The organism is Capnocytophaga canimorsus, assembly GCF_002302565.1.
GTDB classification, from domain to species: Bacteria; Bacteroidota; Bacteroidia; order Flavobacteriales; family Flavobacteriaceae; genus Capnocytophaga; species Capnocytophaga canimorsus.
The window spans coordinates 375,165-397,735 of the sequence record NZ_CP022382.1 but is presented as its reverse complement, the minus strand read 5'-3'; the positions used below and the strand labels follow the sequence as shown (position 1 = coordinate 397,735).

Genomic DNA, 22,571 nt, shown 5'->3' with positions numbered 1-22,571 from the left:
AAAAAAAACAGCACGGATTAGCTCAAAATATTAGCGTTTTGCTGTGCGTAATAGGTATATGGCTAAGGTTAGAAAGATTAAATTAGGGATAATAACCGCCATTAGTGGTGTAATTCCTGATTTTTCAGCTAGAATACCAAAAACACGGTCGAAAAACACGAAAGAAAAACCAATTAAAATACCGAAAGCTAAGTTTACCCCCATACCACCACGGCGCTTTACCGAAGAAACTGCCACTCCAATAATGGTCAAAATAAAAGCAGTTGCTACTAAGCCCCATCTTCGGTATTTTACTAATAAATAGCGATTTATGTTTGGAGAACCTTTCATTTTTTCGCGTTCTATGAATTTGTCTAACTCAAAAATATTTTTGGTCTCGGCAGCATATTTCACAGGCATCAAATCTTCTACTTTGAAAGTGAATAGCGTATCCAATTCTCTTTTTGTTTCAATGCTATCGTTGTCTTTTCCGATAGTTCTTTTTACATAATTCGTTAATCGGTAGGTGTTTACGCTATCATTTTCAATCCACTTGATTGAACTTGCCGTAATTTTAGTTTTTAAGTGTACACCATCGAACTGTTCTACTGAAAAGTCATTTCCTTGTACTCTTTCGTAATCAAAAGAACTTACGTAAAGATATTCATTTTCTGAAAATTGGTTGAATAATGATTCTGTGCTTTGTTTTTTTGATAAATATTTGTCATAAAACGAATTGTAAATCTTACTGGCTTCGGGTACAATAAACATTCCCATAAAAAATACAATAATCGAGATGATACAAGCCCCAATAAAATAAGGTCGTAAAAACCGAGTAAACGAAATACCTGAGCTTAAAATAGCTATGATTTCGGTATTATTTGCTAACTTTGAGGTAAACCAAATGATAGACAAAAACAAAAAAATCGGAAACAAAATATTCGCAAAATATATGGTAAAAGCAGAATAGTAGGTTAAAATTTCAGCTAAAGGGGCTTTATTATCAAGCATTTTGTCCACTTTTTCTGACAAATCCACCATAATGCCAATTGGAATAAAAAGAAGCATCATAACGAAAAACGTCATCAGATATCTTTTTAATATGTACCAATCTAATATTTTCATTTTCAGCAGATGATTATAGTCGTTGCCCCAATTGTTTTACCATTTTTTCTTTCCAGAAAGCAAAATCCCCAGCTAAGATGTGTTTCCGAGCCTCGCGAACTAACCACAAATAAAAACCTAAATTATGAATAGACGCGATTTGTTTGCCTAAAAATTCATTCGCCGCAAATAAATGACGTAAGTAAGCTTTTGTGTAATAGGTATCTACGTATGTATGTCCGTCAGGGTCAATGGGCGAAAAATCGTCTTCCCATTTTTTATTTTTGATATTGATAATCCCTTGGGAAGTAAAAAGCATTCCGTTACGTGCGTTGCGTGTAGGCATCACACAATCAAACATATCTACTCCTAAGGCTATGTTTTCCAATATATTAATAGGTGTTCCGACTCCCATTAAATAACGAGGTTTGTCTTTAGGCAAGATATCGCAAACTAAGTCAGTCATTTCGTACATATCTTCAGCAGGTTCTCCTACCGAAAGTCCTCCAATGGCATTTCCGTCAGCTCCTTTCGAGGCAATGTATTCTGCTGATTGCTCACGTAAATCTTTATACACCGAACCTTGAACGATAGGGAAAAGCGATTGCGAATATCCGTATTTTGGTGGTACTTTTTCCAAATGCGAGATACATCGGTCAAGCCAACGATGCGTCATTTGCATTGATTTTTTAGCATATTGATAATCACAAGGATATGGAGTACATTCGTCAAAAGCCATTATAATATCCGCTCCAATACTTCGTTGTGTTTCCATCACATTTTCAGGCGAAAAGAAATGATACGAACCATCAATATGACTTTTAAATTTCACACCTTCTTCCTTAATTTTTCGAGTATCGGAAAGTGAATATACTTGATAACCACCACTATCGGTAAGGATATTTCTATCCCAGTTCATAAACTTGTGAAGCCCACCTGCTTTTTCTAAAATAGAAGTAGTTGGGCGTAAATACAAATGATAGGTGTTTCCTAAAATAATATCTGGATTGATATCTTCTTTGAGTTCGCGTTGGTGTACTCCTTTAACCGATGCGACCGTTCCGACAGGCATAAATATCGGAGTTTCAATGATTCCGTGGTCGGTTGTGATTTTTCCGGCACGTGCTTTCGTATGTGGGTCTGTTTTTAATAATTCAAATTGCATTGATATTCTTCGTATAATTTATATTTTGCGAAAAGCAATAATCTGCAAAGTTACAAATATTGTACCCAAACACCAAATCAAATTTAAATAGAAGAAAGAGGGACATTCAACCCTAAAGTACAAATTTTTATGCCACGAATTTATAAAATAAATTTTTAGGTTTGTCAAAATCTGAGACCTTTGCAAGGCAAATTTTTCTAAAATAAATCGTTAATTGTTTGATTATTATATGTTTATTTGTATATTTATTTTATGAAACGCACCAAAACCCTATCCGCTATGTCCTTTGCTACTTACGATGTAGAAAGACGCACCCGAAAAGGCTCTTTCTACGCACAAGTCGATACCATTATCGATTGGAAACCTATTTCCGCTATCATCGACAAACACTATCAAAAAGGACTTTCCGCATCGGGTGAAAAACCTTACGATGGACTCCTGCTGTTCAAAATGTTACTCATCGGGATGTGCCACTGAATGTGCCGTAGCAAAAAAAAACTTATTTTGCAAAAAAGTTGTATCTTTGCTACCATTATGCAAAAAAACATCAACATACTTAACAAACGTGCCAAGTTTGAATACGAGATATTGGACAAATATCTTGCAGGTATCGTATTGGCAGGTACAGAAATTAAATCAATTAGGTTAGGAAAAGCTTCCATTGCTGAAAGTTTTTGCGAATTTAACGAAAAAGGCGAACTTTTTGTCATCAATATGAATATTGAGGAATATGCCTACGGAACGCATTACAATCACAAACCCAAAAGTGAACGTAAACTTCTACTTCAAAAACGAGAATTAAAAAAACTCCACAAAGAAGTGCGAAATTCTGGATTGACCATCGTGCCTTTACGTTTGTTTATCAATGAAAAAGGATTGGCAAAAATGGATATTGCTTTGGTGAGAGGTAAAAAAATGTACGACAAACGCGAAACCATTAAAGACCGAGATAACAAACGTAACTTAGACAGAATCAAAAAAATACGGTAATATTTTATGTCTTCTTTACAAACTATTGAATTTTATAAATATCAAGGAACAGGAAATGATTTTGTAATGATTGACAATCGGCAAAAAACATTTCCAAAAGAGACCTCGCTAATTGCACACCTTTGTAATCGACGCTTTGGTATCGGAGCCGATGGACTTATCTTATTAGAAAATGCTGATAATTATGATTTTAAGATGATTTATTACAATGCCGATGGTAATGAAAGTTCAATGTGTGGCAATGGTGGAAGATGTATTGTAGCCTTCGCCAAACAACTTAAAATCATTGATAATCAAGCTACATTTATTGCTATTGACGGAGAGCATCAAGCCTACATCAGCTCAGAAAATGAGGTTAAACTTAAAATGAAAGATGTTGATAGCGTTGAGGTTAACGACGCATACCTTTTTCTCAATACGGGGTCTCCACATCACGTTGAAATTCGTGAAAATCTATCTTTTTTAGATGTGAAAGATGAGGGGGCTAAAATTCGTTATAGCCATTTATATGCTGAAAAAGGCGGAAGTAATATCAATTTTGTATCTCAAAATAACGAAAATACCTTTACTGTGCGCACTTACGAAAGAGGGGTAGAAGACGAAACACTATCTTGTGGTACTGGAGTTACGGCTGTTGCAATAGCGATGCATTATCTGCAAAAAACCTTTGAAAAGAAAATTTATTTGCAAACTATGGGCGGAAATTTATCCGTTTTGTTTGATAATAAGGAGGATACTTATACTAATGTTTACCTTTGTGGCAAGGCAACGTTCGTTTTTAAAGGATCTATTTTATGCAAACATTGAAAGGAAAACGTATCTTTCTAAGAGCTTTAGAACCTGAAGATTTGGACTGGCTTTTTGAAATAGAAAATAACCAAGAACTTTGGGAAGTCAGTGAAACACAGACTCCTTTTTCTAAATATGTACTTTACCAATACCTTGAAAATGCCCATAAAGATATTTATGAAGCCAAGCAATTGCGGTTGGTGATATCCACCTACAGCAAAGAAAATGTAGGATGTGTCGATTTATTTGACTTTAATGCGAAAAACAAACGAGCGGGTGTAGGCATCCTCATTTTAAAACCGTTTCAAAACCAAGGAATCGGTAGCGAGGTGTTGCAATTATTGGAAGAATATACTCGCCATTATTTGCAATTGCATCAAATTTATGCTCACATCAACGAAAGCAATACAGCAAGCACCCACCTTTTTGAAAAAGCGGGATTTACTGCTTGTGGTATTTTAAAAGATTGGATTTCTATAGGAAATCAATTCAAAGATGTAATTATTTACCAAAAAATACTATAATTCGCCTTTAATTCCGGTATAATTTTGCGGAGTAATTGCTTTCAGTTCTTGTTTTATGGCATCGGAAACAGATAGTGTTTCAATAAAGGCAGAGATTGTTTCTTTATTTATTTTATCATTGGTTCGGGTAAGTCCTTTAAGTGCTTCATAAGGATTCGGATACCCTTCCCTGCGCAAAATGGTTTGGATAGCCTCAGCCACCACTGCCCAATTTTCTTCCAAATCAGCATCAATTTTTAACGGATTGAGCAACAATTTCCCTAAACCTTTTAAAGTGGCTTGTAATCCTATGAGGGTATGCCCAAAAGGAACACCCACATTACGCAAAACGGTACTATCAGTCAAATCGCGTTGCAGTCTTGAAATAGGAAGTTTTGCCGATAAGTGTTCAAAAATGGCATTGGCTAAGCCTAAATTTCCTTCCGAGTTTTCAAAATCAATAGGATTTACTTTATGTGGCATTGCTGAAGAACCCACCTCACCAGCTTTAATTTTTTGTTTGAAATAATCCATTGAAATGTAGGTCCAAACATCACGATTAAAATCAATCAAAATGGTATTTATGCGTTTTAGAGCATCAAAAAGAGCTGCTAAATGATCGTAATGTTCAATCTGTGTAGTTGGAAATGAGTGATGTAGCCCTAATTTTTCTTCAACAAATTGCGTACCAAATTTTTTCCAATCCATTTGCGGATAAGCTACATAATGAGCATTATAATTTCCGGTAGCACCTCCAAATTTTGCTGCAAAAGGGATTGATTTTAGTAATTGCAATTGTTGTTCAATACGAACTATAAATACTTCAATTTCTTTACCCAAACACGTGGGAGAAGCTGGCTGTCCGTGTGTACGAGCAAGCATAGGTATGGTTTCCCATTCGGAGGATTTTAGTTTTAGTTCGTTAATCACTTGTAAAAGTTGCGGATAATATACTTGTTGCATCGCATCTTTTATAGAGAGTGGAACTGCCGTATTGTTAATATCTTGTGAGGTCAGTCCAAAATGGATAAACTCTTTATATTCTGATATATTAAGCTGATCGAAACGCCTTTTGATGAAGTATTCAACGGCTTTTACATCGTGATTGGTAGTCTGTTCAATTTGCTTAACTTCCATAGCTGAGGATTGGTCGAAGTCCAAATACATTTTTCGTAATTGGTCAAACAAAGCGGTGTCAAAATCCTTCAATTGAGGCAAAGGCAATTGACATAGAGCAATGAAATATTCTACCTCTACTAAAATACGATATTTTATCAGGGCTTCTTCGGAAAAAAAAGGAATCAATGATTGGGTTTTATCGGCATAGCGTCCGTCAATAGGGGTTATAGCTTGTAATGACATCTTGTTTTACTTTTTGATGAGCGACAAAGATAACGTTTTATTAGCAAATAGTAAAAAATTAACACTTTGCCTCATATTTGACACGTTCAACCCCCAAGCGCAATTTTTTACGCCACGAATCTATAAAATAAATTTTTAGGTTCTTCAAAATCTAATGTTATTACTCACTTTTTATAGTTTTAAAGCTAAGGTGTTCGTGATGTGCTTCGCAGTTCTCGGTTTTCCGTTCCCACGAGCTGAAACAATTTTTTTTTCATAAAATAATTTACATATGCAGTGATTTAGGATAACACAAATGTAATTTTGCCCTTGAAAAAAGAAACAATATGATTACAAACGTATTACAAAATAACAAAACCTTATACATTTATGATGAAGACGACCAGCTATCGGCAAAAATAATGCTTCACGAAAATGATTTTTTGGGTGCAGGTACGGATTTTTTTGTGTTAAAAAAGACATACACTATGCTTACGGAAGACGGGACAATATTTCCTTTGGGAAAATTTCAAATTAAAAATAGACGGCGAAGAAATTTCAGAGCTAGATAAACTCGCTTGGTATGCAGGTAACAAAACCGAAGAATTTGATAATCAACTTCTTGAAAAAATCCAAAAATTACAAACTGTTGAAATAACAGAATTATTTGAAGAAATCAATAAAGAATGTAAAGCACAATAAATCAAACAAAAACCTACTTCAAAATTAGAGTAGGTTTTTTGTTTTTTTATTCTATGCTATAATTTCGCACAGGTTTTTCATACCTTTGTCAAAAAAAGAAATATGAAACGAACAACAGCAAAAGAGAGTACCTCTCGTCTATTCAAGCGTTATATTTGGCTAATCGACTTAATCTCTCGAAAACAGGGAATTACCTACGAAGAAATCAATAATCGTTGGTTGCATTCTTCTCTTAACGAAGACGAAAAAGAATTTCCGTTGCGTACCTTTCACAATCACCGCGAAGCCATTGCTCAAATGTTTGATATTGATATTGAGTGTGATACCAGAAACGGCTACAAGTATTACATTTCCAACATTACTGATATTAAGCAAAATACGCTTCAAAATTGGTTGTTAAATTCCTTTACGGTCGGAAATTTATTGCAAGAGCAAAAAAACCTACATCATCGTATCTTGCTCGAAAATGTGCCTTTAGGACGAGAATTTTTGGGGCAAATCGTTGAAGCAATCAAAGAAAATCTAAAATTGATTATCCATTATCAAGGATTTTTTCACGATTTTGCCATCGAAGCTCAAATACATCCATATTGCCTTAAAATTTTCAAACAACGCTGGTATCTTATTGCTTTTAAAGAAGATAGCCACGCAATGCGGATTTACGCCCTCGACCGTATTAAAGATTTGAAAATCACAGATGAATCTTTTTCATTAGATAACGATTTTGATGCCAAAGACTATTTTGAAAACAGTTTTGGTATTATCGTTGATGAATCTATTTCAGCCGAAAAGGTAACAATTAAGGTTGAAAAATCAAAATCTAATTTTTTGAAATCCCTCCCCTTACATCATTCTCAAAAAGAAATCAAAACGGAAGATAATCATACCATTTTTGAATATTTTTTGCGTCCGACCTACGATTTCCGTCAAGAAATTCTCTCTTACGGAGCTGAAATTGAAGTGATTTCACCCAATTGGTTTCGCGAGGAAATCAAAGAAATCGTAAACCAAATGCAGGAGGGGTATAAATAGTTTTTGGGTGTGTTGTAGTTTGGCACAGCGTAGGTTTAATTTTGCCCTTGAAAATAATTAGGGTAAAAATATGACACAAGAATTTAAAGATCCCTATTTTGTAAGCATATCGGACATTGGGTTCCACATCCCGATGAGTAGCATTTTGAATAGCAGGAGTCCATCGTAAGGTTTTTCACCTGAGGCGGAAAACCCTTTTTGATAATGTTGGTCAATGATAGCGGAAATGGGGTTCCAATCGATAATGGTATCGACCTGTGAGTAAAAAGAACCTTTTCGGGTGAGTCTTTCTACATCGTAAGCAGCAAAGGACATATCGGATAGGGTTTTAGTGCGTTTCATAAAGTAAATACACAAAATAATCAACTAACAATCAATTGTTTAAATTATTTTTCCGTTTTTTTACCGTGCAAAGGTCTTAATAAAGTAATTCCTGAATTTATCTAACAATTTCACTTATCTAAGAATTAGAAAATATAAAAATAAACATTCCGTAAACTAAGATTATAGGAAGAAGAAAAATAGTGAGTAATTTTATCCAAACTTTTTGTTTAGAAAGAAGCACCAAAACGATACCTAATATGGCTAAAATAAAGCCCAAAGTATCAAGAATAATTCCTGACAAACATCCTAAAATGATTAGGAAGATACCTATGATATAATTGTATTTTTTCATTTATTTTTAGAAAAAAATGCAGTCAGAAACCTTTCTAACTGCATTTTACTTTTTTATTTACGTTTTTTCTTTGATTTTTTAGAAGAGGTACTTTTCTTCGGATGAACGAGCTTCATCTCGTCAACGAGGTGTTTTGCTCCTGCATATTTATCGATGATGAATAGAACATAACGAATATCCACCATAATATTACGACAAATTTCGGGGTCGTAATGAATATCGCTCATTGTACCTTCCCAAACGCGGTCGAAATTAAGTCCGATGAGATTTCCGTGTGCATCAATAGCAGGACTTCCCGAATTTCCACCTGTGGTATGATTGGTAGCGATGAAGCAAACAGGCATTTTTCCGTTCTTGTCTGCGTAAGCTCCGAAATCTTTCTTCTCATACAAGTCACGTAATTTCTGCGGAACATCAAATTCGTAATCGTTCGGAACGTATTTTTCCATCACACCTTCCAAATAAGTTACAGGACTATAATGTACCGCATCGGCGGGGGCATATCCTTTTACTTTTCCGTAAGTAACACGCAATGTACTATTTGCATCAGGGAAAATTCTATCCTCAGGCTTTGAAAACTCCAAAATAGCTTTCATATACGTACGTTGCAAAGCCTCAATATCCGCATTCAAACGCCCATAAGTTGGGGCAACCTCTTTCGCAAAACTATTTATCAGCTCGGAAACGAATTGCATTCCCACATCATTTTTTACCAATTCCTCAAAGGTTTCAGGCGAAGCAGTAAGCAATTTTTCTACTCCTGCTTCGGTGGCTAACAATGACTTTTCGTAAAGGCTTTCCGCCAATGTTTTTGCATCAAAATTTTGTAACTTTTCGGCTAAAAATTGTTTCGGCATATGCTGTGCATAGAAAACTACCGCTTTTTCAAAAACATCTCTGTCTACCGACTTTTCATAATCCTTAAACACACTTTTGAAAGTAGATTGTAAATTCTTTTTTCTATCTTCAAACGATTGTACACCACGATTTTGCAAAACGTTTTGCAATTGCCAAATGCGATAACCATTGGTAAGAAAATCAATATTTCTCAATGCAAATTCACTAAATAAATCATTAGCTAAGGCATACGGCTCAATTTCTTGATATTTTTTAGCAAAATCAGAAAGTAAATGCCCATACGCTGCCGATTTTCCTGCCTTTTCAACATTCTTTTGGAAGATGCTTTCTTGCTTTTGCTTTAAAGCTACCGCCCCTGATTTCTTCAAACCTTGACTCTCGCCAATCCATTTTTTCCAATAGTTTGCTACTCGTGCGTATTTAGAAGCATATTTAATCTTAATGGCTTGGTCTTTACGCATATACCCGTCTTGTACTTTAAGCACCACATCACGAATTCCGATTTTTGCAGGGTTCAACACATCAACAATTTGCTGAACAGCAACTGCTGGAAGGTACTCTTGCGTACGCCCTGGGTAACCGAAAACCATCGTAAAGTCATCTTCGGAAATGCCGTCCAACGAAATTGGAAAATAATGCTTGGGCGTGTAAGGTACGTTATCTTTGGAATACTCGGCAGGACGATTATTCTTATCGGCATAGATGCGGAAAAGAGCAAAGTCTCCCGTATGTCGTGGCCACACCCAATTATCTGTATCTGAGCCAAATTTTCCGATAGAAGACGGCGGAGCTCCCACCAAACGCACATCTTTAAAGTTTTCTACCACGAACAAAATATATTGATTTCCGTTATAGAAAGCTCGTACGCGATTTTCCTGCCACACCTCTTTGGGTGATGTTTTAACCAATTCAGCAATGTTTTTTTCGATGATTTTGGCTTTTTCGCTCTCAACAGAAAGACTTTCCGTGCCTTTGACAATAGTAGCCGTAACATCTTCAATACGAACGATAAACGTAACGCTCACACCAGGGTTAGGCAATTCTTCGGAAAGAGTTTTCGCCCAGAAGCCATTTGCCAAATAATCGTTTTCAACCGTGGAGTGCGACTGAATTTCGCCATATCCGCAATGATGATTGGTAAGTAACAACCCCTTTGGAGAAATTACCTCGGAAGTACAACCGCCATCAAAGTGCGGCACCGCATCTTTAAGTGAAGAATGGTTCACGCTGTAAATATCTGCTGCTGACATCTTCATTCCCAGCGATTTCATTTCTTTTTCATTCATTCCCTCCAAAAGCGAAGGAATCCACATTCCGCCCTGTTGTGCATAGAGCGAAACCGAGCAAAATAGTAATAAAAGTTTTACGTATTTCATCATTTGTATCGTCATTGATTTATTTTTTATATTTTTCAGTATGAATAGGTTAGCTACACCTACAATCAAGTACAAAAAAGCTACTTTTTCCCTCGGCGATTGATGGTTGTATTGGCATCATCAATTACTTGTGAAACCACTTTCGAGAAGTTAGTGTAAGTACTTTCTTCCTGTAAAGCAGCCAGATAACTAATCAATTTTGTATTGATAAGCCCCAATAAAGGTTTTTTCAGAGCTGTTGCCGACTCGTCGAATTCTTGTTCGGAAACGGACTTTTCATACGCCATTCGCTCGGTATGGAAAGCCGTCTGACGGGTGCGAAGCTCTTCTATCGTATCGGATACTCCCAAAAGTTTTCCGATAGCTTCTTGCAACTCAATGGCGGAAAAATCTCGTAAAAGCGATTCGATATGTGCCGATTCGCTTGAGTAGTTTTCACGTGTGATTTTCGTTCCATAACGGTCAAAAACAGCATATAGTTTTTCGGCACTTTCACGGATTTCAGGCGAACGCATCGAGCGATAACCCAGCAATATGTTGCTTAAATTCATAATCGTTTCGTCACGCAGATTGTCCGCTTCTTCCAATTTGGAAACAGCAACTTCTTTTTTGATAGCCACCGAAAGTGCCGTAGCCTGTGTGTCAATTTTCTCAAACAGATTTTTCAAAAAAGCATCTGTTTGTAATTCATTTTCCTGATGAAAAAGCCCCACCAAACGATGAGCTATATCAGCCAATTCGGAAACACGTACTATTGTTAATAATCGTTTCATTGTATATAAATTTTGAGTAATTCAGTGTATGATTTTTTAGTCATTAGTAGCTTCATCTTGCGGAAGCCTCCGACTAAAAAGTGATTTATATCTTCTTTTGGAAGAAACCTTTAACTAAATGATTGCACTTTTCTGCAATCCTTAGGTAATCATCACTAAATAGTTATCCACCTAAACAACGCAAACAGAGGTTTAACTATTTAGTCACGGCATTGTTTTGCCTGATTGATGCCTTATTCTGTTTTGTTTTTAGAAACGTCCATCACGGGAACTAATCCTTCGGAAGGCATATAAATAATCTGTGGAAGATTGCCTTTGTCTGCCAATTTTTCGAGCGTTCGGATAAATAAATACTGATTATAGACCGAATTGAGCGTTCCGTTTTCGATTTTCATAGCTTCAGCCATTCCTCTTGCTCGTTCTATCTCGGCTTGAGCATTTAATTTCTCGGCTTCGAGTCGGGCTTTGGCTTCTTCAATAAGGATTTTTCGGTTTTGTTCGGCTTTTGCCATTTCAGCCTTACCAGCCATTTCTTGTTGCCACACGTTGTAAATAGGCAATCCAAACATCATCACCACAATGATGATAACCACCACAGAGACCGTGCCTACAATTGCGGAAATAGGTAATTTTGACTTCATAGGTTTTACTAAAAATTAGGTCGAAGATTATATTTCAGATAGAATTTTTCGATAATATCGACAACTTCATCTGCTGTATCGACAACTTTGAAAAGGAACATATCTTCGGGAGAAATGTTTTGAAATTCGTCCAAAAGTGTTTTTTGAAACCAATCCACAAGTCCTTTCCAAAATTCGCTTCCGACCAAAATAATCGGAAATTTATCAATTTTTTGAGTTTGAATAAGCGTGATAGCTTCAAAAAGTTCGTCCATTGTCCCAAATCCTCCTGGCATCACAACGAATGCTTGTGAATACTTAACAAACATTACTTTACGAGCAAAAAAGTAATCGAAATTCAAATTTTTATCTCTGTCAATATACGGATTATCGTGTTGTTCAAAAGGTAGGTCGATATTTAGCCCAACAGACGAGCCATTTCCTTTACGCGCTCCTTTATTTCCGGCTTCCATAATACCGGGTCCACCGCCTGTAATCACTCCAAAGCCCGACTCCACGATTTTTTCAGCGATTTCCACCGCTAAATTGTAGTATTTGCTATCGGATTTGGTACGAGCCGAACCAAAAATGGACACACACGGACCTATTTCACTGAGTTTTTCGTATCCGTTTACGAATTCCCCCATTATTTTAAAAATTGACCAAGAATCATTGGTTTTAATCTCATTCCAAACTTTAGAATGTTGTTTTTTATTCATAGAAAGTATATTTAAGTGTTTATTTATCGTTTAAAAAAATCATATCCTATTTTAAAACTCAACGAAAAAGCCCCTCCTTTGCTATTCGGATTTTTACCTAGTGTTTGCGAATAACCATATCCCACGTTGAATTCATAATTGAAATTTCTGCCAAAACTACGACGAATACCGAAAGTAGGCATTATGCTAATAGAGTTATCATCATTGGTTATATCATTATAATTGGAGATGATAAACCAATTAGGGAAATATTCAGCCCGAAGTGAAAAATAGTTTCCGCTATTATTTTTGGTGTTTTTTCCTTTATTCACACGACGATTTAATCCGTAGTACCATTTACCTTCGAGCGAAGCAGCAGGAATTAGCAAAAAGCCTGTCTTTTCATACATTGTTCCTGTCCAGAAACCTCCGTGTAAGCTCAATTGTGAACGCAGTGCCACAGCATCAGAGAGTTTATGTTCGTTGTAAGCATTTGCTCCGAACAACCCAATTTGAACGCCAATAATATCTTTTTCAACACTTGCGTTTTGTGCTTCAGCCACCGTGAATCCCAATAGCGCAAAAACGCTAATAAAAAATTTTTTCATAAAAAATTAAAATTGATTTTGAAATTATATCGGACAAACATATAAAAAAACAGCTTGAGATACAAATTTCAAGCTGTTGAACTCCTTATTAGGTAAAGGATTATAAGGGTTTGCTTAAGAATTATTTGAGTTTAAATTCGGATTCGCCTATTAAATTAAGTTTATCATTGAAAACCTTTACTTGATAGTTTCCTTTTTCAAAACGGCCTCCTCCGTTGCCAATAAATTCACAAACATCTACCAATTTGTTTTCATACAGAAAATCGGATACGGTGCTGTAATTTATGGTAATGGCTTCGGTGGAAGTGGTATTATTTTCGCCCATAGTTACTCCGTTGGGTGAGATGAGTTGCACATAGAAATGTCTGTTCCCTGACTCGGCAAGTTTGTTTGCCGCTACGGTAAAACAAACACGAATTTTATCGGTAGGACGAGCGCGATTGGTATTTGCATATCTGCCACCGCTACGCTCTTTCACGGCTTCAACTTGTAGTCTGGTAATTTGAAGTTCAGCACCGCTTTCAAGTACTTGAGCCAGTTTGCTGTTTTGCTCTACCAACGAATCTGCCATTGAGGAAACGTCTTGTAGTGCTAATGAAATACTATCGCGTTGTTGGGTAATAAAAGCATTGGAACGACGCAAAGAGTCATTTATAGCCAATAATTTGTTTCTTTCTTTGGTTAAAACTTGTACTTGATTGCGGTATTTCCAAAGTGCAGCAACATCAGCTTTAGTTTTTTTCAAAGAGTCGATGTAGAGTGTGATTTTTTCGCGAGCATCACGCAATTCTTGGTTTACCGACACATTATCGTCCACAGCCCTATCATAATCGGATTTTAGAGCGTTGAGTTCGGTAATCATTTGTTCTTTTTGTTTGTTGAGCTCCTCTGAATTCTTTTTCTTCTCATTGTACAAGTTAAATGAGAAAATGCCTAATCCTGCAGTAGCCAAAGCCAATAGTACCATTAGTGCTTTACTTCCTGAACCTTTTGATTTGTTGTCATTAAGTGGAGGTGTAGTTTGTTTTACCACTTCATTTTCATTTGAACTTTGCATAGTTTTTTTCTTTTTGTGTTTCTAACTCCACAAATGTAAATAAAAATAAGGGATATACATTCAACTTTGTGTTTTTTTTAAGCAAATAATGATTGAAAATGCAATTACTTTAACATTTGTTTACAAAGCGAGGTTCAAAATTTTTTGCCTAATAATTCGTAAATAGCCTTTGTAAGGGTTCAAAATTTGGTAAAAAGAAGAATGAATTCACCAGATATTGGTATTTTTGCCCATCGAAATTAAAAAGGAATTATTTTTTAGCTATGTTAATTCGTTATTGTGCCATTATTTTCGGATGTTTGGCTTTAGGGGAGTTGGTGGTTTATGTAACAACTTTACCGCTCTCGTCGAGCATTTTAGGAATGTTGTTTCTTACTTTTTTTCTGCATAAAGGTTGGGTAAAACTGCAATGGGTAAAGGCGATGTCTGACCTTTTGGTTGCCAATTTGGGGCTTTTTTTTGTTCCTCCAAGTGTTGCTATGATGCTTTATTTTGATTTGATTTCAGCTAATTTTTGGTCGATAACAATTGCAGTAGTGGTTAGCACTTTCGTAGTAATATTGATTACAGGACATACTTACCAATTTTTTCGAAAAAAAATGAAACCCTAATGAGAGCATTTTTAGAAAACCCAATGTGGCTTTTGGCACTTACCTTTATGGTTTACTATGCAGGGCAGTGGCTCCAAAAAAAATATAAATCGCCTGTACTGAGTCCTATACTTATTTCAATGCTCGTTTTGATAGGATATTTGTTGGTTTTCAATATTTCATATGAAAAATATGACAAGGCGGGTATGTTTATTGCTTTTTGGTTAAAACCTTCGGTGGTAGCCTTAGGGGTTCCGCTTTATTTGCAACTTTCAAAGATTCAAAAACAGCTTGTACCTTTACTTGTTTCACAATTTGCAGGAAGTTTAAGCGGATTATTATCCGTTTGTTTAATTGCCAAAGGATTGGGCGCAGACAAAGATATTGTACTTTCACTTGCTCCAAAATCGGTAACTACGCCTATCGCTATTGAAATTTCCAATGCCATTGGGGGAATTCCTTCTCTTACGGCGGCTTCAGTAATCATAACTGGAATTTTAGGTAGCGTTTTGGGGTGGCGATTCTTAGTTCTTTTTCGTATTAAGAGTCCAATGGGCAAAGGCATTGCATTAGGTACTGCTTCACACGGAATGGGTGTGATGGCAGCCTTAGGCGTTAGTGAAAAACACGCGGTTTATGCCAGTTTAGGGCTTATTTTTAACGGTATCTTCACGGCACTTTTAGCTCCCCCCGTGCTCTATTGGCTCACTCCTTTGTTGTGGAGTTGATTTTATTCGGCATTAAGTAAAAATGGGGGATAAGTTCGTTCTTTATTCGGATATCGGCTAATATGTTGAAGACTAAATATTTTTATTATTTTTAACAAAATTGTTTGATTTTGATAAGTATTTTTTAACTACTTAATCGTAGAAATCATCACCCCTTGAAAATATTGCAATTAGATAGTTTATCAACAAGCTGTGAATTTCTTTTATTATGAAGTCGCATTTTCTTGTTTTAAATTCGCAGTCGTAAATAACAAATAAGCTATGGGAATTTTTGATAAACGTGAAAATTATAAGCCTTTCGAATATCCGGAAGTGATGGAGTTTGTAGATGCGATGAATAAATCGTTTTGGGTACATTCCGAAGTAGAATTTACTGCCGATATCCAAGATTTTAAAGCCAATCTTTCGCATTTTGAAAAAGAAGCTGTAAAACGTGCTTTACTGGGTATTGCTCAAGTGGAAGTTTCGGTAAAAACTTTCTGGGGAGATTTATATGACCTTTTTCCTAAACCCGAATTCAATGGTTTAGGAGCTACTTTTGCCGAATGCGAATTCCGCCATAGCGAAGCCTACTCGCGTCTTTTAGAAGTATTAGGATATAACGATGAGTTCGAAAAATTACTTGAAGTGCCTATTTTCAAAGAGCGTAATGCCGTTTTGAAAGAATATTTAAGTAAAAATCGTGAAAATGCGATGGAGCGCATTTTGTTCTTTACACTAATTATTGAAAATGCGTCATTGTTTAGCCAATTTGCAACTATTCTTTCTTTTACCCGATTTAAAGGCTATATGAAGAATGTAGCCAACATCATTGCTTGGACTTCGGTAGATGAACAACAACACGCCAATGCTGGTATTTTTATCATCAAGAAGATTTTTGAAGAAAATCCGCAAATGAAAGAAAAAGCCAAAGCCGAAGCATCTACTTTTGTACATAGCTATATGGAGTTGGAAGATAAAATGTTAGATTGGATTTTCGAGGAAGGAGAAATTGCCTTCTTCACCAAAAAGGATTTGGCAAATTATATGCGTTATCGTTTAGACGATTCTTTGGCGCAACTCGGATTAGGCAGACCTTTTGCCGTTACTGCCGAACAAGCCAAACCAATGATGTGGTTTGAAGAAGAGGTTTTTTCAAATTCGTTGGACGATTTCTTTGCCAAACGCCCAGTGGATTATACCAAGCACGACAAATCCATCACTGCTAACGACCTTTTTTAAACAAAATCACTATTAAACGTAAAATCACTAACTAAATAATAATTTTTTAAGGTACGTACATCAAATTATGAATGAAGAAACACAAATATGGTGGCTAAATGAAGAATCGGAACAGATTCTCAACAGAGGATATTTACTTAAAGGAGAAACTGTAGAGGGAGCTATTGACCGCATTACCCACGCGGCGGCAAAAAGGTTATACAAGCCTGAGCTTCAACCTGCATTCAAAGAAATGATTGTTAAGGGCTGGATTAGCTTTTCTTCTCCCATTTGGGCAAATATGGGTACTGAACGAGGCTTACCGATTTCGTGCTTCAATGTACACGTTCCTGATAGTATTGAAGGCATAACCCATAAACTGGGCGAGGTTATTATGCAAACTAAAATAGGAGGGGGGACTTCGGGGTATTTCGGCGAATTACGTTCGCGTGGTTCTGCCGTTACGGACAATGGTAAATCCAGCGGAGCGGTAAGTTTTATGAAATTGTTTGATTCGGCAATGGATGTGGTGTCGCAAGGAGGGGTACGACGTGGAGCTTTCGCCGCTTATTTGGATATTGACCACGCCGATATTTTGGAATTTCTCCAGATAAAAGATATTGGAAATCCGATTCAAAACCTATTTTTAGGCGTTTGCGTTCCCGATTATTGGATGCAAGATATGATTGAGGGTGATGTTGAAAAACGTAAAATTTGGGCAAAAGTTCTCGAAAGTCGTCAGCAAAAAGGATTGCCCTATATTTTCTATACGGATAACGTAAACCGAAATCGTCCGCAGGTGTATAAAGATAATAACTTATTGGTAAATTCCAGTAATTTATGTTCGGAAATTATGTTACCCTCTAGTCAAGAAGAATCGTTTATTTGCTGTTTGTCTTCAATGAATTTGGAGCTGTTTGATGAGTGGAAAGATACTCGTGCAGTGCGTTTAGCGGTTTACTTTTTAGATGCTGTACTTTCCGAATTTATTGAAAAGACCGAAGGAAATTACTATTTGCAATCGGCACGTAAGTTTGCGATGCGTCATCGTGCTTTAGGATTAGGAGTTTTGGGTTATCATTCTTACTTACAAAGAAATATGATTCCTTTTGAAAGTTTTGAAGCCACCCAATTCAACGCAAGAGCTCACCGATTTATCCGAGAAGAAGCCGAAAAAGCTACACAAGAATTGGCACATATTTACGGAGAACCCGAACTTTTGAAAGGTTATGGCAGACGAAATACTACCCTAATGGCAATTGCTCCCACAACGTCAAGCTCAGCTATTTTAGGGCAAACCTCTCCAGGAATAGAACCTTACGCGAGTAATTACTACAAAGCAGGTTTAGCAAAAGGGAATTTTATGCGTCAAAATAAGTATTTAAAGAAACTTTTGCAAGAAAAAGGACTTGATACAGAGGAAATTTGGCGTAGCATTATGCTTAATCACGGTTCGGTTCAGCATTTGAGTGGGTTAAGTAAAGAGGAGAAAGACGTATTCAAAACTTTTAAGGAAATCTCACCTATGGAAATCGTAACTCAAGCAGCTCAGCGTCAGCAATATATTGATCAGGCGCAGAGTTTGAATTTGAACATTCCGTCTGCTATGCCTATAAAAGATGTAAATAAGGTGATGATTGAGGCTTGGAAATTAGGGGTTAAAACTCTTTATTATCAACGAAGTCAATCTGTTTCTAAAGAAATGATGGTTAATTTTGTAAGTTGTAACAGTTGTGAGGCTTAGGAAAGTATAGTTCCATTTTTTTATATTTCTTATTGATTACCGACTTAAATTTTCATTTAAGTCGGTTTTTTATAAACAATAAAACCAAAATTTTCACATTTTTAGCCTAAAAGCTTTGTAAATACTACTTTTCATTTTAAATAATAATCGTATTTTTGCCAGATATAAATCACTTTTTAAGAAATCGTCGTATGGCTAATACCAAGTATATTTTTGTAACGGGAGGAGTAACCTCTTCTTTAGGAAAAGGAATCATTGCCGCTTCATTAGCAAAATTGTTACAAGCGCGTGGTTATAAGGTAACTATTCAGAAATTTGATCCTTACATCAATGTTGATCCTGGAACGCTTAACCCTTACGAACACGGAGAGTGTTATGTAACTGAAGATGGTGCCGAAACCGATTTGGATTTAGGACATTACGAACGCTTTTTGAATGTATATACCTCACAGGCAAACAATGTAACCACTGGAAGGGTGTATCAAAGTGTCATTGAAAAGGAACGTAGAGGCGAGTTTTTAGGCAAAACCGTACAAGTGGTGCCGCATATTACCAATGAAATTAAGCATCGTATGCAAATATTGGGGCAATCGGGGGATTATGACATCGTTATTACCGAGATAGGTGGAACTGTTGGAGATATTGAGTCTTTGCCTTATATTGAGTCCGTACGACAGCTATTGTGGGATTTGGGCGACAATAACGCTATAGTAGTACATCTAACTTTAGTACCTTATCTTTCGGCAGCAGCTGAACTTAAAACAAAACCCACTCAACATAGTGTTAAAACCTTGATGGAGAGTGGAATTAAAGCAGATATTTTGGTTTGTCGTACCGAGCGCGAAATTTCTGACGATATTCGTAACAAATTGGCTTTATTCTGCAATGTAAAACGTGAAGCTGTGATTCAGTCTATTGATGCTTCTACCATTTATGATGTTCCGAATTTGATGCTTTTAGAAGGACTTGACCGTGTGGCACTCAAGAAATTAAATCTTTCAGACAAAAAAGAACCTGATTTAACTCAGTGGAATGCTTTTTTACAACGACATAAAAATCCGAAAAATCGTGTTAAAATAGGGCTAGTAGGAAAGTATGTAGAGTTGCAAGATTCGTATAAATCAATATTAGAGGCTTTTATACACGCTGGGGCTGCCAATGAGGTAAAAGTAGAGGTAGAAAGTATTCATTCTGAATATCTTAATGAAGAAAATATTCAAGATAAACTAGCCCATTTGGATGGTGTTTTAGTAGCTCCCGGATTTGGAGATAGAGGAATTGAAGGTAAAATTAAAGCCATAGAATTTGTTCGCAAAAATAATATTCCTTTTTTAGGAATATGCTTAGGAATGCAAATGGCAGTTATCGAATTTGCTCGAAATGTGGCAGGTATGCACAATGCCAATTCTACCGAAATGAATGCTCAAACGGAGTATCCTGTAATTAGTTTGATGGAAGACCAAAAAGAAGTTACCCAAAAAGGAGGGACGATGCGTTTAGGGGCTTGGGATTGCAAACTTGAAAAGAATAGCAAGATATTTGATGCCTATGGCAAAGAGCATATTTCAGAAAGACATCGTCATCGTTATGAGTTTAACAATCAGTACAAAGAGGTTTTGGAAAAGGCAGGTTTGCGTTGTACGGGAACAAACCCCGATACAGGTTTGGTAGAGGTTATTGAAAATGATAAACATCCGTGGTTTGTGGGGGTACAATATCACCCCGAGTATAAAAGTACGGTAGCCAATTCGCACCCACTCTTTATTGCTTTTGTAAAGGCAGCATTACAACATAAACTAACTAAAAAATAGTTTATGTTCATATAATTTTAGTCGATTTTTACTAAGTAAAAATCGACTAAAATTTCACTTATTCTAATAATAATCAAACTTAAAAACCGATTTTTATAATGGCAAGGGTGTTATTATCTGTTTTTTTATCTCTTTTCTTATTGTCAGCTTGTGATGATGGCGATTTGGAAATAGAAACCATATCTTTTGATAATTTGAATGTTTCTTCGTGTACCAATGATGTTACGGCGACTTTTTTATTTAAAAGTACAGGAAAACAAGCATTGATTTTAGATTTACCACAAGATGTCATCAAAAACGAAGCTGGAATTTACACAGGAGAAATTCCTACCAATTTTAAACTGTTTTATCGTAATTTTAATGAAGCGGTAAATACGGCTTATTTTTGCTCAAATTATCCACCTGCCTCACCTTGGGTAATTTCACAATTAAGTGCTACTGGTGGAAAGGTAAAAATAGTAACCAAAGCAATTCGCAATGAGTCTGATAATCAAATTATTAGATACGACCATTTGATTACCATTTCTGAATTAGTTATTAAAAATAATGATGGTAGTAAACTCATTGACTCTGAATTTATTTTTGGCACTTACCAAACTAATCCGAACTAAAGGATGTAGAACATTAGTCCCATTTGTAAAATATTGGTATCCAAAGAAATATTATCCGAAGTTTTTACTCCTTTAAATAAGGGAATGAAATTGTACTGAACGAAAAAATTAAGGGCATTATATCCAAAAGCGGTAAAAACTTTAAAATGCCATTTTCTGTTTAAATCTGGATTTTGAAATGAAATGTTAAGGTCATCTTTTTTGAAAAGATTTTCTGAACTCACAACGTAACCAATGCGCATACCTGTGTAAACTCGCCAAAATTTATGTGATTTTTCGGTAGAGGTTCTCCAACGAAATTCTATAGGAACTTCAATGCATTGATATTCAAAGTAGTTTTTGGATAAATTTGTTTCCTTCAAAGATGAAACTATGGAGTATTGTGTAGCCTCAGGAGTTCTTATTCCTACAATATTGCTATAAATTAGGTCATAACTATACCCCAATCCTGCGGCTACTCCTATGGTACGACTCTTATTCAGTGGAATATCTTTAATGAAACCAAAGAGAATCCCTCTCGATAAACTGTGTTGTACTACATCATCAGGAGCAATCGCCATCAAGTCATAGGTTAATCCTAAATAAAATTGATCTTCCAAATATTTTTTGTTTGTTTGTTGAGGAAGTTCCTCTTTTGGAGCAATTTGCACAAGTCCGTCATCGTCATCGTTTTGGGCAGAAACAACAATAGGTAAACTCCATAAAAACAAAATAAAAAAAGACAGTTTAATGATTTGATTCATCGTAAATATTTTTGGTATGTGGCTCCAAAGATACAATTTTTTATGATTTGATAAAATATTGTACTTTTTGATTCATACCAAAAACTCAAGACTATTTACACATACTCTATTCCAAGTATTGGCAGACTATTTTAAAAATCAATTTTTGGTAGAGTTACACAAAGTATGATACTCAAATCCACCCAAAATTGATGTAGAAAAACACAATTTCAAAGGCTTTTATATGGTTTTTAAACTTTTTTGAAAAACAACAAGTTTTCCTCACCGATCGGCGTATCCGATGTCTCAAAAGTGTGTTGTTTCCTTCAATATCAGTAGTGTCTTTTTTACCTGCTTTATGTGTATATTCTTGAAAAACAGACGCAAAAGCTTCCCAATTATCTGTACAAATCTCATCAAAACTAACACCCAATTTCTTCAATTTCTCACGAAGTTTTTGGGCTGTTTTATGTTTCGTTTGCTTCCTACCCACGCTACAACTTCCTTTTTTTCAGCAGAATAAGCATAAATCAACCACTTTTTATTCTTCTTTTTTTTACAAAAGTCGAAAGTTCATCAACTTGTAACGATTTGTATTTGTTTTGTTTAGGTTTGATTTCTCGATTGAAATTTACCAAAACCGAAAGCACTTTTTTGATGCTAACCTTTTCAATTTCAGCAATATCACGAATACCTACATTTCTTGCCAAAAGCAAGAGAATTTTCGCAGTGATATGCGAAGCCCAACCTTTGTAGGTCAGATTATGATCGCCGATAAATTGGCGTTTACAGGTTTTGCAAAGATAGTTTTGTTTTTTGTTCTTTTTATTCCCATTTTTGACTACCTTCGTGCATTGACAATTGGGGCAGTGGAGTTTAATTGTTATTAGCATT

The 22,571-nt window shown here is 35.9% G+C and carries 24 protein-coding genes and 1 pseudogene; 12 read left to right on the top strand and 13 right to left on the bottom strand.

Annotated features, from left to right (window positions below):
• Positions 1-30: 30 nt before the first annotated feature.
• Positions 31-1,104, bottom strand: coding sequence for an LptF/LptG family permease (locus tag CGC47_RS01830; protein WP_041999234.1), 1,074 nt, complete (start codon positions 1,102-1,104; stop codon positions 31-33).
• A gap of 13 nt (positions 1,105-1,117) precedes the next feature.
• Positions 1,118-2,248, bottom strand: coding sequence for a tRNA guanosine(34) transglycosylase Tgt (gene tgt / locus CGC47_RS01825; protein WP_041999236.1), 1,131 nt, complete (start codon positions 2,246-2,248; stop codon positions 1,118-1,120).
• 252 nt (positions 2,249-2,500) lie between these two features.
• Here tgt and CGC47_RS01820 point away from each other — a divergent pair, with 252 nt between their 5' ends.
• From CGC47_RS01820 to CGC47_RS01805, 4 genes are read left to right on the top strand one after another with little or no spacing between them, the layout of a single operon-like run.
• Positions 2,501-2,725, top strand: coding sequence for a hypothetical protein (locus CGC47_RS01820; RefSeq protein WP_082025282.1), 225 nt, complete (start codon positions 2,501-2,503; stop codon positions 2,723-2,725).
• Positions 2,726-2,782: 57 nt separating this feature from the next.
• On the top strand, positions 2,783-3,238 hold the full coding sequence (gene smpB, locus CGC47_RS01815) for an SsrA-binding protein SmpB (protein WP_095900349.1): 456 nt from the start codon (positions 2,783-2,785) through the stop codon (positions 3,236-3,238).
• A 6-nt stretch (positions 3,239-3,244) separates the two neighbouring features.
• Positions 3,245-4,045 (top strand): diaminopimelate epimerase, encoded by an 801-nt coding sequence (gene dapF / locus CGC47_RS01810; RefSeq protein ID WP_095899910.1) that lies wholly within the window; start codon positions 3,245-3,247, stop codon positions 4,043-4,045.
• Positions 4,033-4,551, top strand: coding sequence for a GNAT family N-acetyltransferase (locus tag CGC47_RS01805; protein ID WP_041999238.1), 519 nt, complete (start codon positions 4,033-4,035; stop codon positions 4,549-4,551). Before dapF ends, CGC47_RS01805 begins: the two co-directional genes overlap by 13 nt.
• Here CGC47_RS01805 and purB read toward each other — a convergent pair.
• Complete coding sequence (gene purB / locus CGC47_RS01800; RefSeq protein ID WP_041999240.1) at positions 4,546-5,892, bottom strand: adenylosuccinate lyase; 1,347 nt, start codon at positions 5,890-5,892, stop codon at positions 4,546-4,548. The two genes, CGC47_RS01805 and purB, sit on opposite strands and share 6 nt — an antisense overlap.
• A 326-nt stretch (positions 5,893-6,218) precedes the next feature.
• Between purB and CGC47_RS01795 the strand changes: the two genes are divergently transcribed.
• Positions 6,219-6,443: a hypothetical protein gene (locus CGC47_RS01795; protein WP_041999243.1), complete on the top strand. Its 225-nt coding sequence runs from the start codon at positions 6,219-6,221 to the stop codon at positions 6,441-6,443.
• 232 nt (positions 6,444-6,675) lie between these two features.
• Complete coding sequence (locus CGC47_RS01790; protein ID WP_041999245.1) at positions 6,676-7,605, top strand: helix-turn-helix transcriptional regulator; 930 nt, start codon at positions 6,676-6,678, stop codon at positions 7,603-7,605.
• 93 nt (positions 7,606-7,698) lie between these two features.
• Here CGC47_RS01790 and CGC47_RS01785 read toward each other — a convergent pair whose 3' ends face one another.
• From CGC47_RS01785 to CGC47_RS01750, 8 genes are all read right to left on the bottom strand, one after another.
• Positions 7,699-7,947, bottom strand: coding sequence for a hypothetical protein (locus CGC47_RS01785; protein ID WP_082025283.1), 249 nt, complete (start codon positions 7,945-7,947; stop codon positions 7,699-7,701).
• 118 nt (positions 7,948-8,065) lie between these two features.
• The gene (locus tag CGC47_RS01780; protein WP_013997265.1) at positions 8,066-8,281 is read right to left on the bottom strand and encodes a hypothetical protein; all 216 of its coding nucleotides are present in this window, start codon (positions 8,279-8,281) and stop codon (positions 8,066-8,068) included.
• A gap of 53 nt (positions 8,282-8,334) precedes the next feature.
• The gene (locus tag CGC47_RS01775) at positions 8,335-10,515 is read right to left on the bottom strand and encodes a S46 family peptidase (protein WP_370444592.1); all 2,181 of its coding nucleotides are present in this window, start codon (positions 10,513-10,515) and stop codon (positions 8,335-8,337) included.
• 80 nt (positions 10,516-10,595) lie between these two features.
• Positions 10,596-11,288, bottom strand: coding sequence for a DUF6261 family protein (locus CGC47_RS01770; protein ID WP_041999247.1), 693 nt, complete (start codon positions 11,286-11,288; stop codon positions 10,596-10,598).
• Between the two features lie 233 nt (positions 11,289-11,521).
• Positions 11,522-11,929: a hypothetical protein gene (locus CGC47_RS01765; protein WP_013997262.1), complete on the bottom strand. Its 408-nt coding sequence runs from the start codon at positions 11,927-11,929 to the stop codon at positions 11,522-11,524.
• An 8-nt stretch (positions 11,930-11,937) separates the two neighbouring features.
• On the bottom strand, positions 11,938-12,627 hold the full coding sequence (locus CGC47_RS01760; protein WP_018279259.1) for an LOG family protein: 690 nt from the start codon (positions 12,625-12,627) through the stop codon (positions 11,938-11,940).
• Between the two features lie 23 nt (positions 12,628-12,650).
• The gene (locus CGC47_RS01755) at positions 12,651-13,214 is read right to left on the bottom strand and encodes a hypothetical protein (RefSeq protein WP_041999250.1); all 564 of its coding nucleotides are present in this window, start codon (positions 13,212-13,214) and stop codon (positions 12,651-12,653) included.
• 121 nt (positions 13,215-13,335) lie between these two features.
• The gene (locus tag CGC47_RS01750; protein WP_041999253.1) at positions 13,336-14,271 is read right to left on the bottom strand and encodes a hypothetical protein; all 936 of its coding nucleotides are present in this window, start codon (positions 14,269-14,271) and stop codon (positions 13,336-13,338) included.
• Between the two features lie 263 nt (positions 14,272-14,534).
• Here CGC47_RS01750 and CGC47_RS01745 point away from each other — a divergent pair, with 263 nt between their 5' ends.
• The 6 genes from CGC47_RS01745 to CGC47_RS01720 all read left to right on the top strand — a co-directional run bounded on the left by CGC47_RS01745 (position 14,535) and on the right by CGC47_RS01720 (position 20,955).
• Positions 14,535-14,882, top strand: coding sequence for a CidA/LrgA family protein (locus CGC47_RS01745; RefSeq protein WP_095899909.1), 348 nt, complete (start codon positions 14,535-14,537; stop codon positions 14,880-14,882).
• Entirely contained in the window at positions 14,882-15,589 is a 708-nt protein-coding gene (locus tag CGC47_RS01740) for an LrgB family protein (protein WP_095899908.1), read from the top strand. The genes CGC47_RS01745 and CGC47_RS01740 overlap by 1 nt, the downstream gene beginning before the upstream one ends.
• Before the next feature lie 261 nt (positions 15,590-15,850).
• Positions 15,851-16,810 carry a ribonucleotide-diphosphate reductase subunit beta gene (locus CGC47_RS01735; RefSeq protein ID WP_013997256.1) on the top strand — a complete coding sequence of 320 codons (960 nt, stop codon included), beginning with the start codon at positions 15,851-15,853 and terminating at the stop codon, positions 16,808-16,810.
• Between the two features lie 67 nt (positions 16,811-16,877).
• Positions 16,878-18,533 (top strand): ribonucleoside-diphosphate reductase subunit alpha, encoded by a 1,656-nt coding sequence (locus CGC47_RS01730; RefSeq protein WP_013997255.1) that lies wholly within the window; start codon positions 16,878-16,880, stop codon positions 18,531-18,533.
• Between the two features lie 191 nt (positions 18,534-18,724).
• A complete protein-coding gene (locus CGC47_RS01725; protein ID WP_013997254.1) occupies positions 18,725-20,344 on the top strand; it encodes a CTP synthase in 1,620 nt (539 codons plus the stop codon).
• A gap of 98 nt (positions 20,345-20,442) precedes the next feature.
• On the top strand, positions 20,443-20,955 hold the full coding sequence (locus CGC47_RS01720; protein WP_041999259.1) for a hypothetical protein: 513 nt from the start codon (positions 20,443-20,445) through the stop codon (positions 20,953-20,955).
• Here the strand turns inward: CGC47_RS01720 and CGC47_RS01715 are convergent.
• Both CGC47_RS01715 and CGC47_RS01710 read right to left on the bottom strand, forming a co-directional pair.
• Positions 20,952-21,698: a porin family protein gene (locus CGC47_RS01715; RefSeq protein WP_041999262.1), complete on the bottom strand. Its 747-nt coding sequence runs from the start codon at positions 21,696-21,698 to the stop codon at positions 20,952-20,954. The two genes, CGC47_RS01720 and CGC47_RS01715, sit on opposite strands and share 4 nt — an antisense overlap.
• A 172-nt stretch (positions 21,699-21,870) precedes the next feature.
• Positions 21,871-22,570 (bottom strand): annotated as a pseudogene (locus CGC47_RS01710) (IS1 family transposase).
• Between the last annotated feature and the right edge of the window lies 1 nt (position 22,571).

Coding starts and splice junctions, on each gene's coding strand:
- CGC47_RS01830 (WP_041999234.1), bottom strand. CDS start 1,104: ATGAAAATATTAGATTGGTACATATTAAAAAGATATCTGATGACGTTT.
- tgt (WP_041999236.1), bottom strand. CDS start 2,248: ATGCAATTTGAATTATTAAAAACAGACCCACATACGAAAGCACGTGCC.
- CGC47_RS01820 (WP_082025282.1), top strand. CDS start 2,501: ATGAAACGCACCAAAACCCTATCCGCTATGTCCTTTGCTACTTACGAT.
- smpB (WP_095900349.1), top strand. CDS start 2,783: ATGCAAAAAAACATCAACATACTTAACAAACGTGCCAAGTTTGAATAC.
- dapF (WP_095899910.1), top strand. CDS start 3,245: ATGTCTTCTTTACAAACTATTGAATTTTATAAATATCAAGGAACAGGA.
- CGC47_RS01805 (WP_041999238.1), top strand. CDS start 4,033: ATGCAAACATTGAAAGGAAAACGTATCTTTCTAAGAGCTTTAGAACCT.
- purB (WP_041999240.1), bottom strand. CDS start 5,892: ATGTCATTACAAGCTATAACCCCTATTGACGGACGCTATGCCGATAAA.
- CGC47_RS01795 (WP_041999243.1), top strand. CDS start 6,219: ATGATTACAAACGTATTACAAAATAACAAAACCTTATACATTTATGAT.
- CGC47_RS01790 (WP_041999245.1), top strand. CDS start 6,676: ATGAAACGAACAACAGCAAAAGAGAGTACCTCTCGTCTATTCAAGCGT.
- CGC47_RS01785 (WP_082025283.1), bottom strand. CDS start 7,947: ATGAAACGCACTAAAACCCTATCCGATATGTCCTTTGCTGCTTACGAT.
- CGC47_RS01780 (WP_013997265.1), bottom strand. CDS start 8,281: ATGAAAAAATACAATTATATCATAGGTATCTTCCTAATCATTTTAGGA.
- CGC47_RS01775 (WP_370444592.1), bottom strand. CDS start 10,515: ATGAAATACGTAAAACTTTTATTACTATTTTGCTCGGTTTCGCTCTAT.
- CGC47_RS01770 (WP_041999247.1), bottom strand. CDS start 11,288: ATGAAACGATTATTAACAATAGTACGTGTTTCCGAATTGGCTGATATA.
- CGC47_RS01765 (WP_013997262.1), bottom strand. CDS start 11,929: ATGAAGTCAAAATTACCTATTTCCGCAATTGTAGGCACGGTCTCTGTG.
- CGC47_RS01760 (WP_018279259.1), bottom strand. CDS start 12,627: ATGAATAAAAAACAACATTCTAAAGTTTGGAATGAGATTAAAACCAAT.
- CGC47_RS01755 (WP_041999250.1), bottom strand. CDS start 13,214: ATGAAAAAATTTTTTATTAGCGTTTTTGCGCTATTGGGATTCACGGTG.
- CGC47_RS01750 (WP_041999253.1), bottom strand. CDS start 14,271: ATGCAAAGTTCAAATGAAAATGAAGTGGTAAAACAAACTACACCTCCA.
- CGC47_RS01745 (WP_095899909.1), top strand. CDS start 14,535: ATGTTAATTCGTTATTGTGCCATTATTTTCGGATGTTTGGCTTTAGGG.
- CGC47_RS01740 (WP_095899908.1), top strand. CDS start 14,882: ATGAGAGCATTTTTAGAAAACCCAATGTGGCTTTTGGCACTTACCTTT.
- CGC47_RS01735 (WP_013997256.1), top strand. CDS start 15,851: ATGGGAATTTTTGATAAACGTGAAAATTATAAGCCTTTCGAATATCCG.
- CGC47_RS01730 (WP_013997255.1), top strand. CDS start 16,878: ATGAATGAAGAAACACAAATATGGTGGCTAAATGAAGAATCGGAACAG.
- CGC47_RS01725 (WP_013997254.1), top strand. CDS start 18,725: ATGGCTAATACCAAGTATATTTTTGTAACGGGAGGAGTAACCTCTTCT.
- CGC47_RS01720 (WP_041999259.1), top strand. CDS start 20,443: ATGGCAAGGGTGTTATTATCTGTTTTTTTATCTCTTTTCTTATTGTCA.
- CGC47_RS01715 (WP_041999262.1), bottom strand. CDS start 21,698: ATGAATCAAATCATTAAACTGTCTTTTTTTATTTTGTTTTTATGGAGT.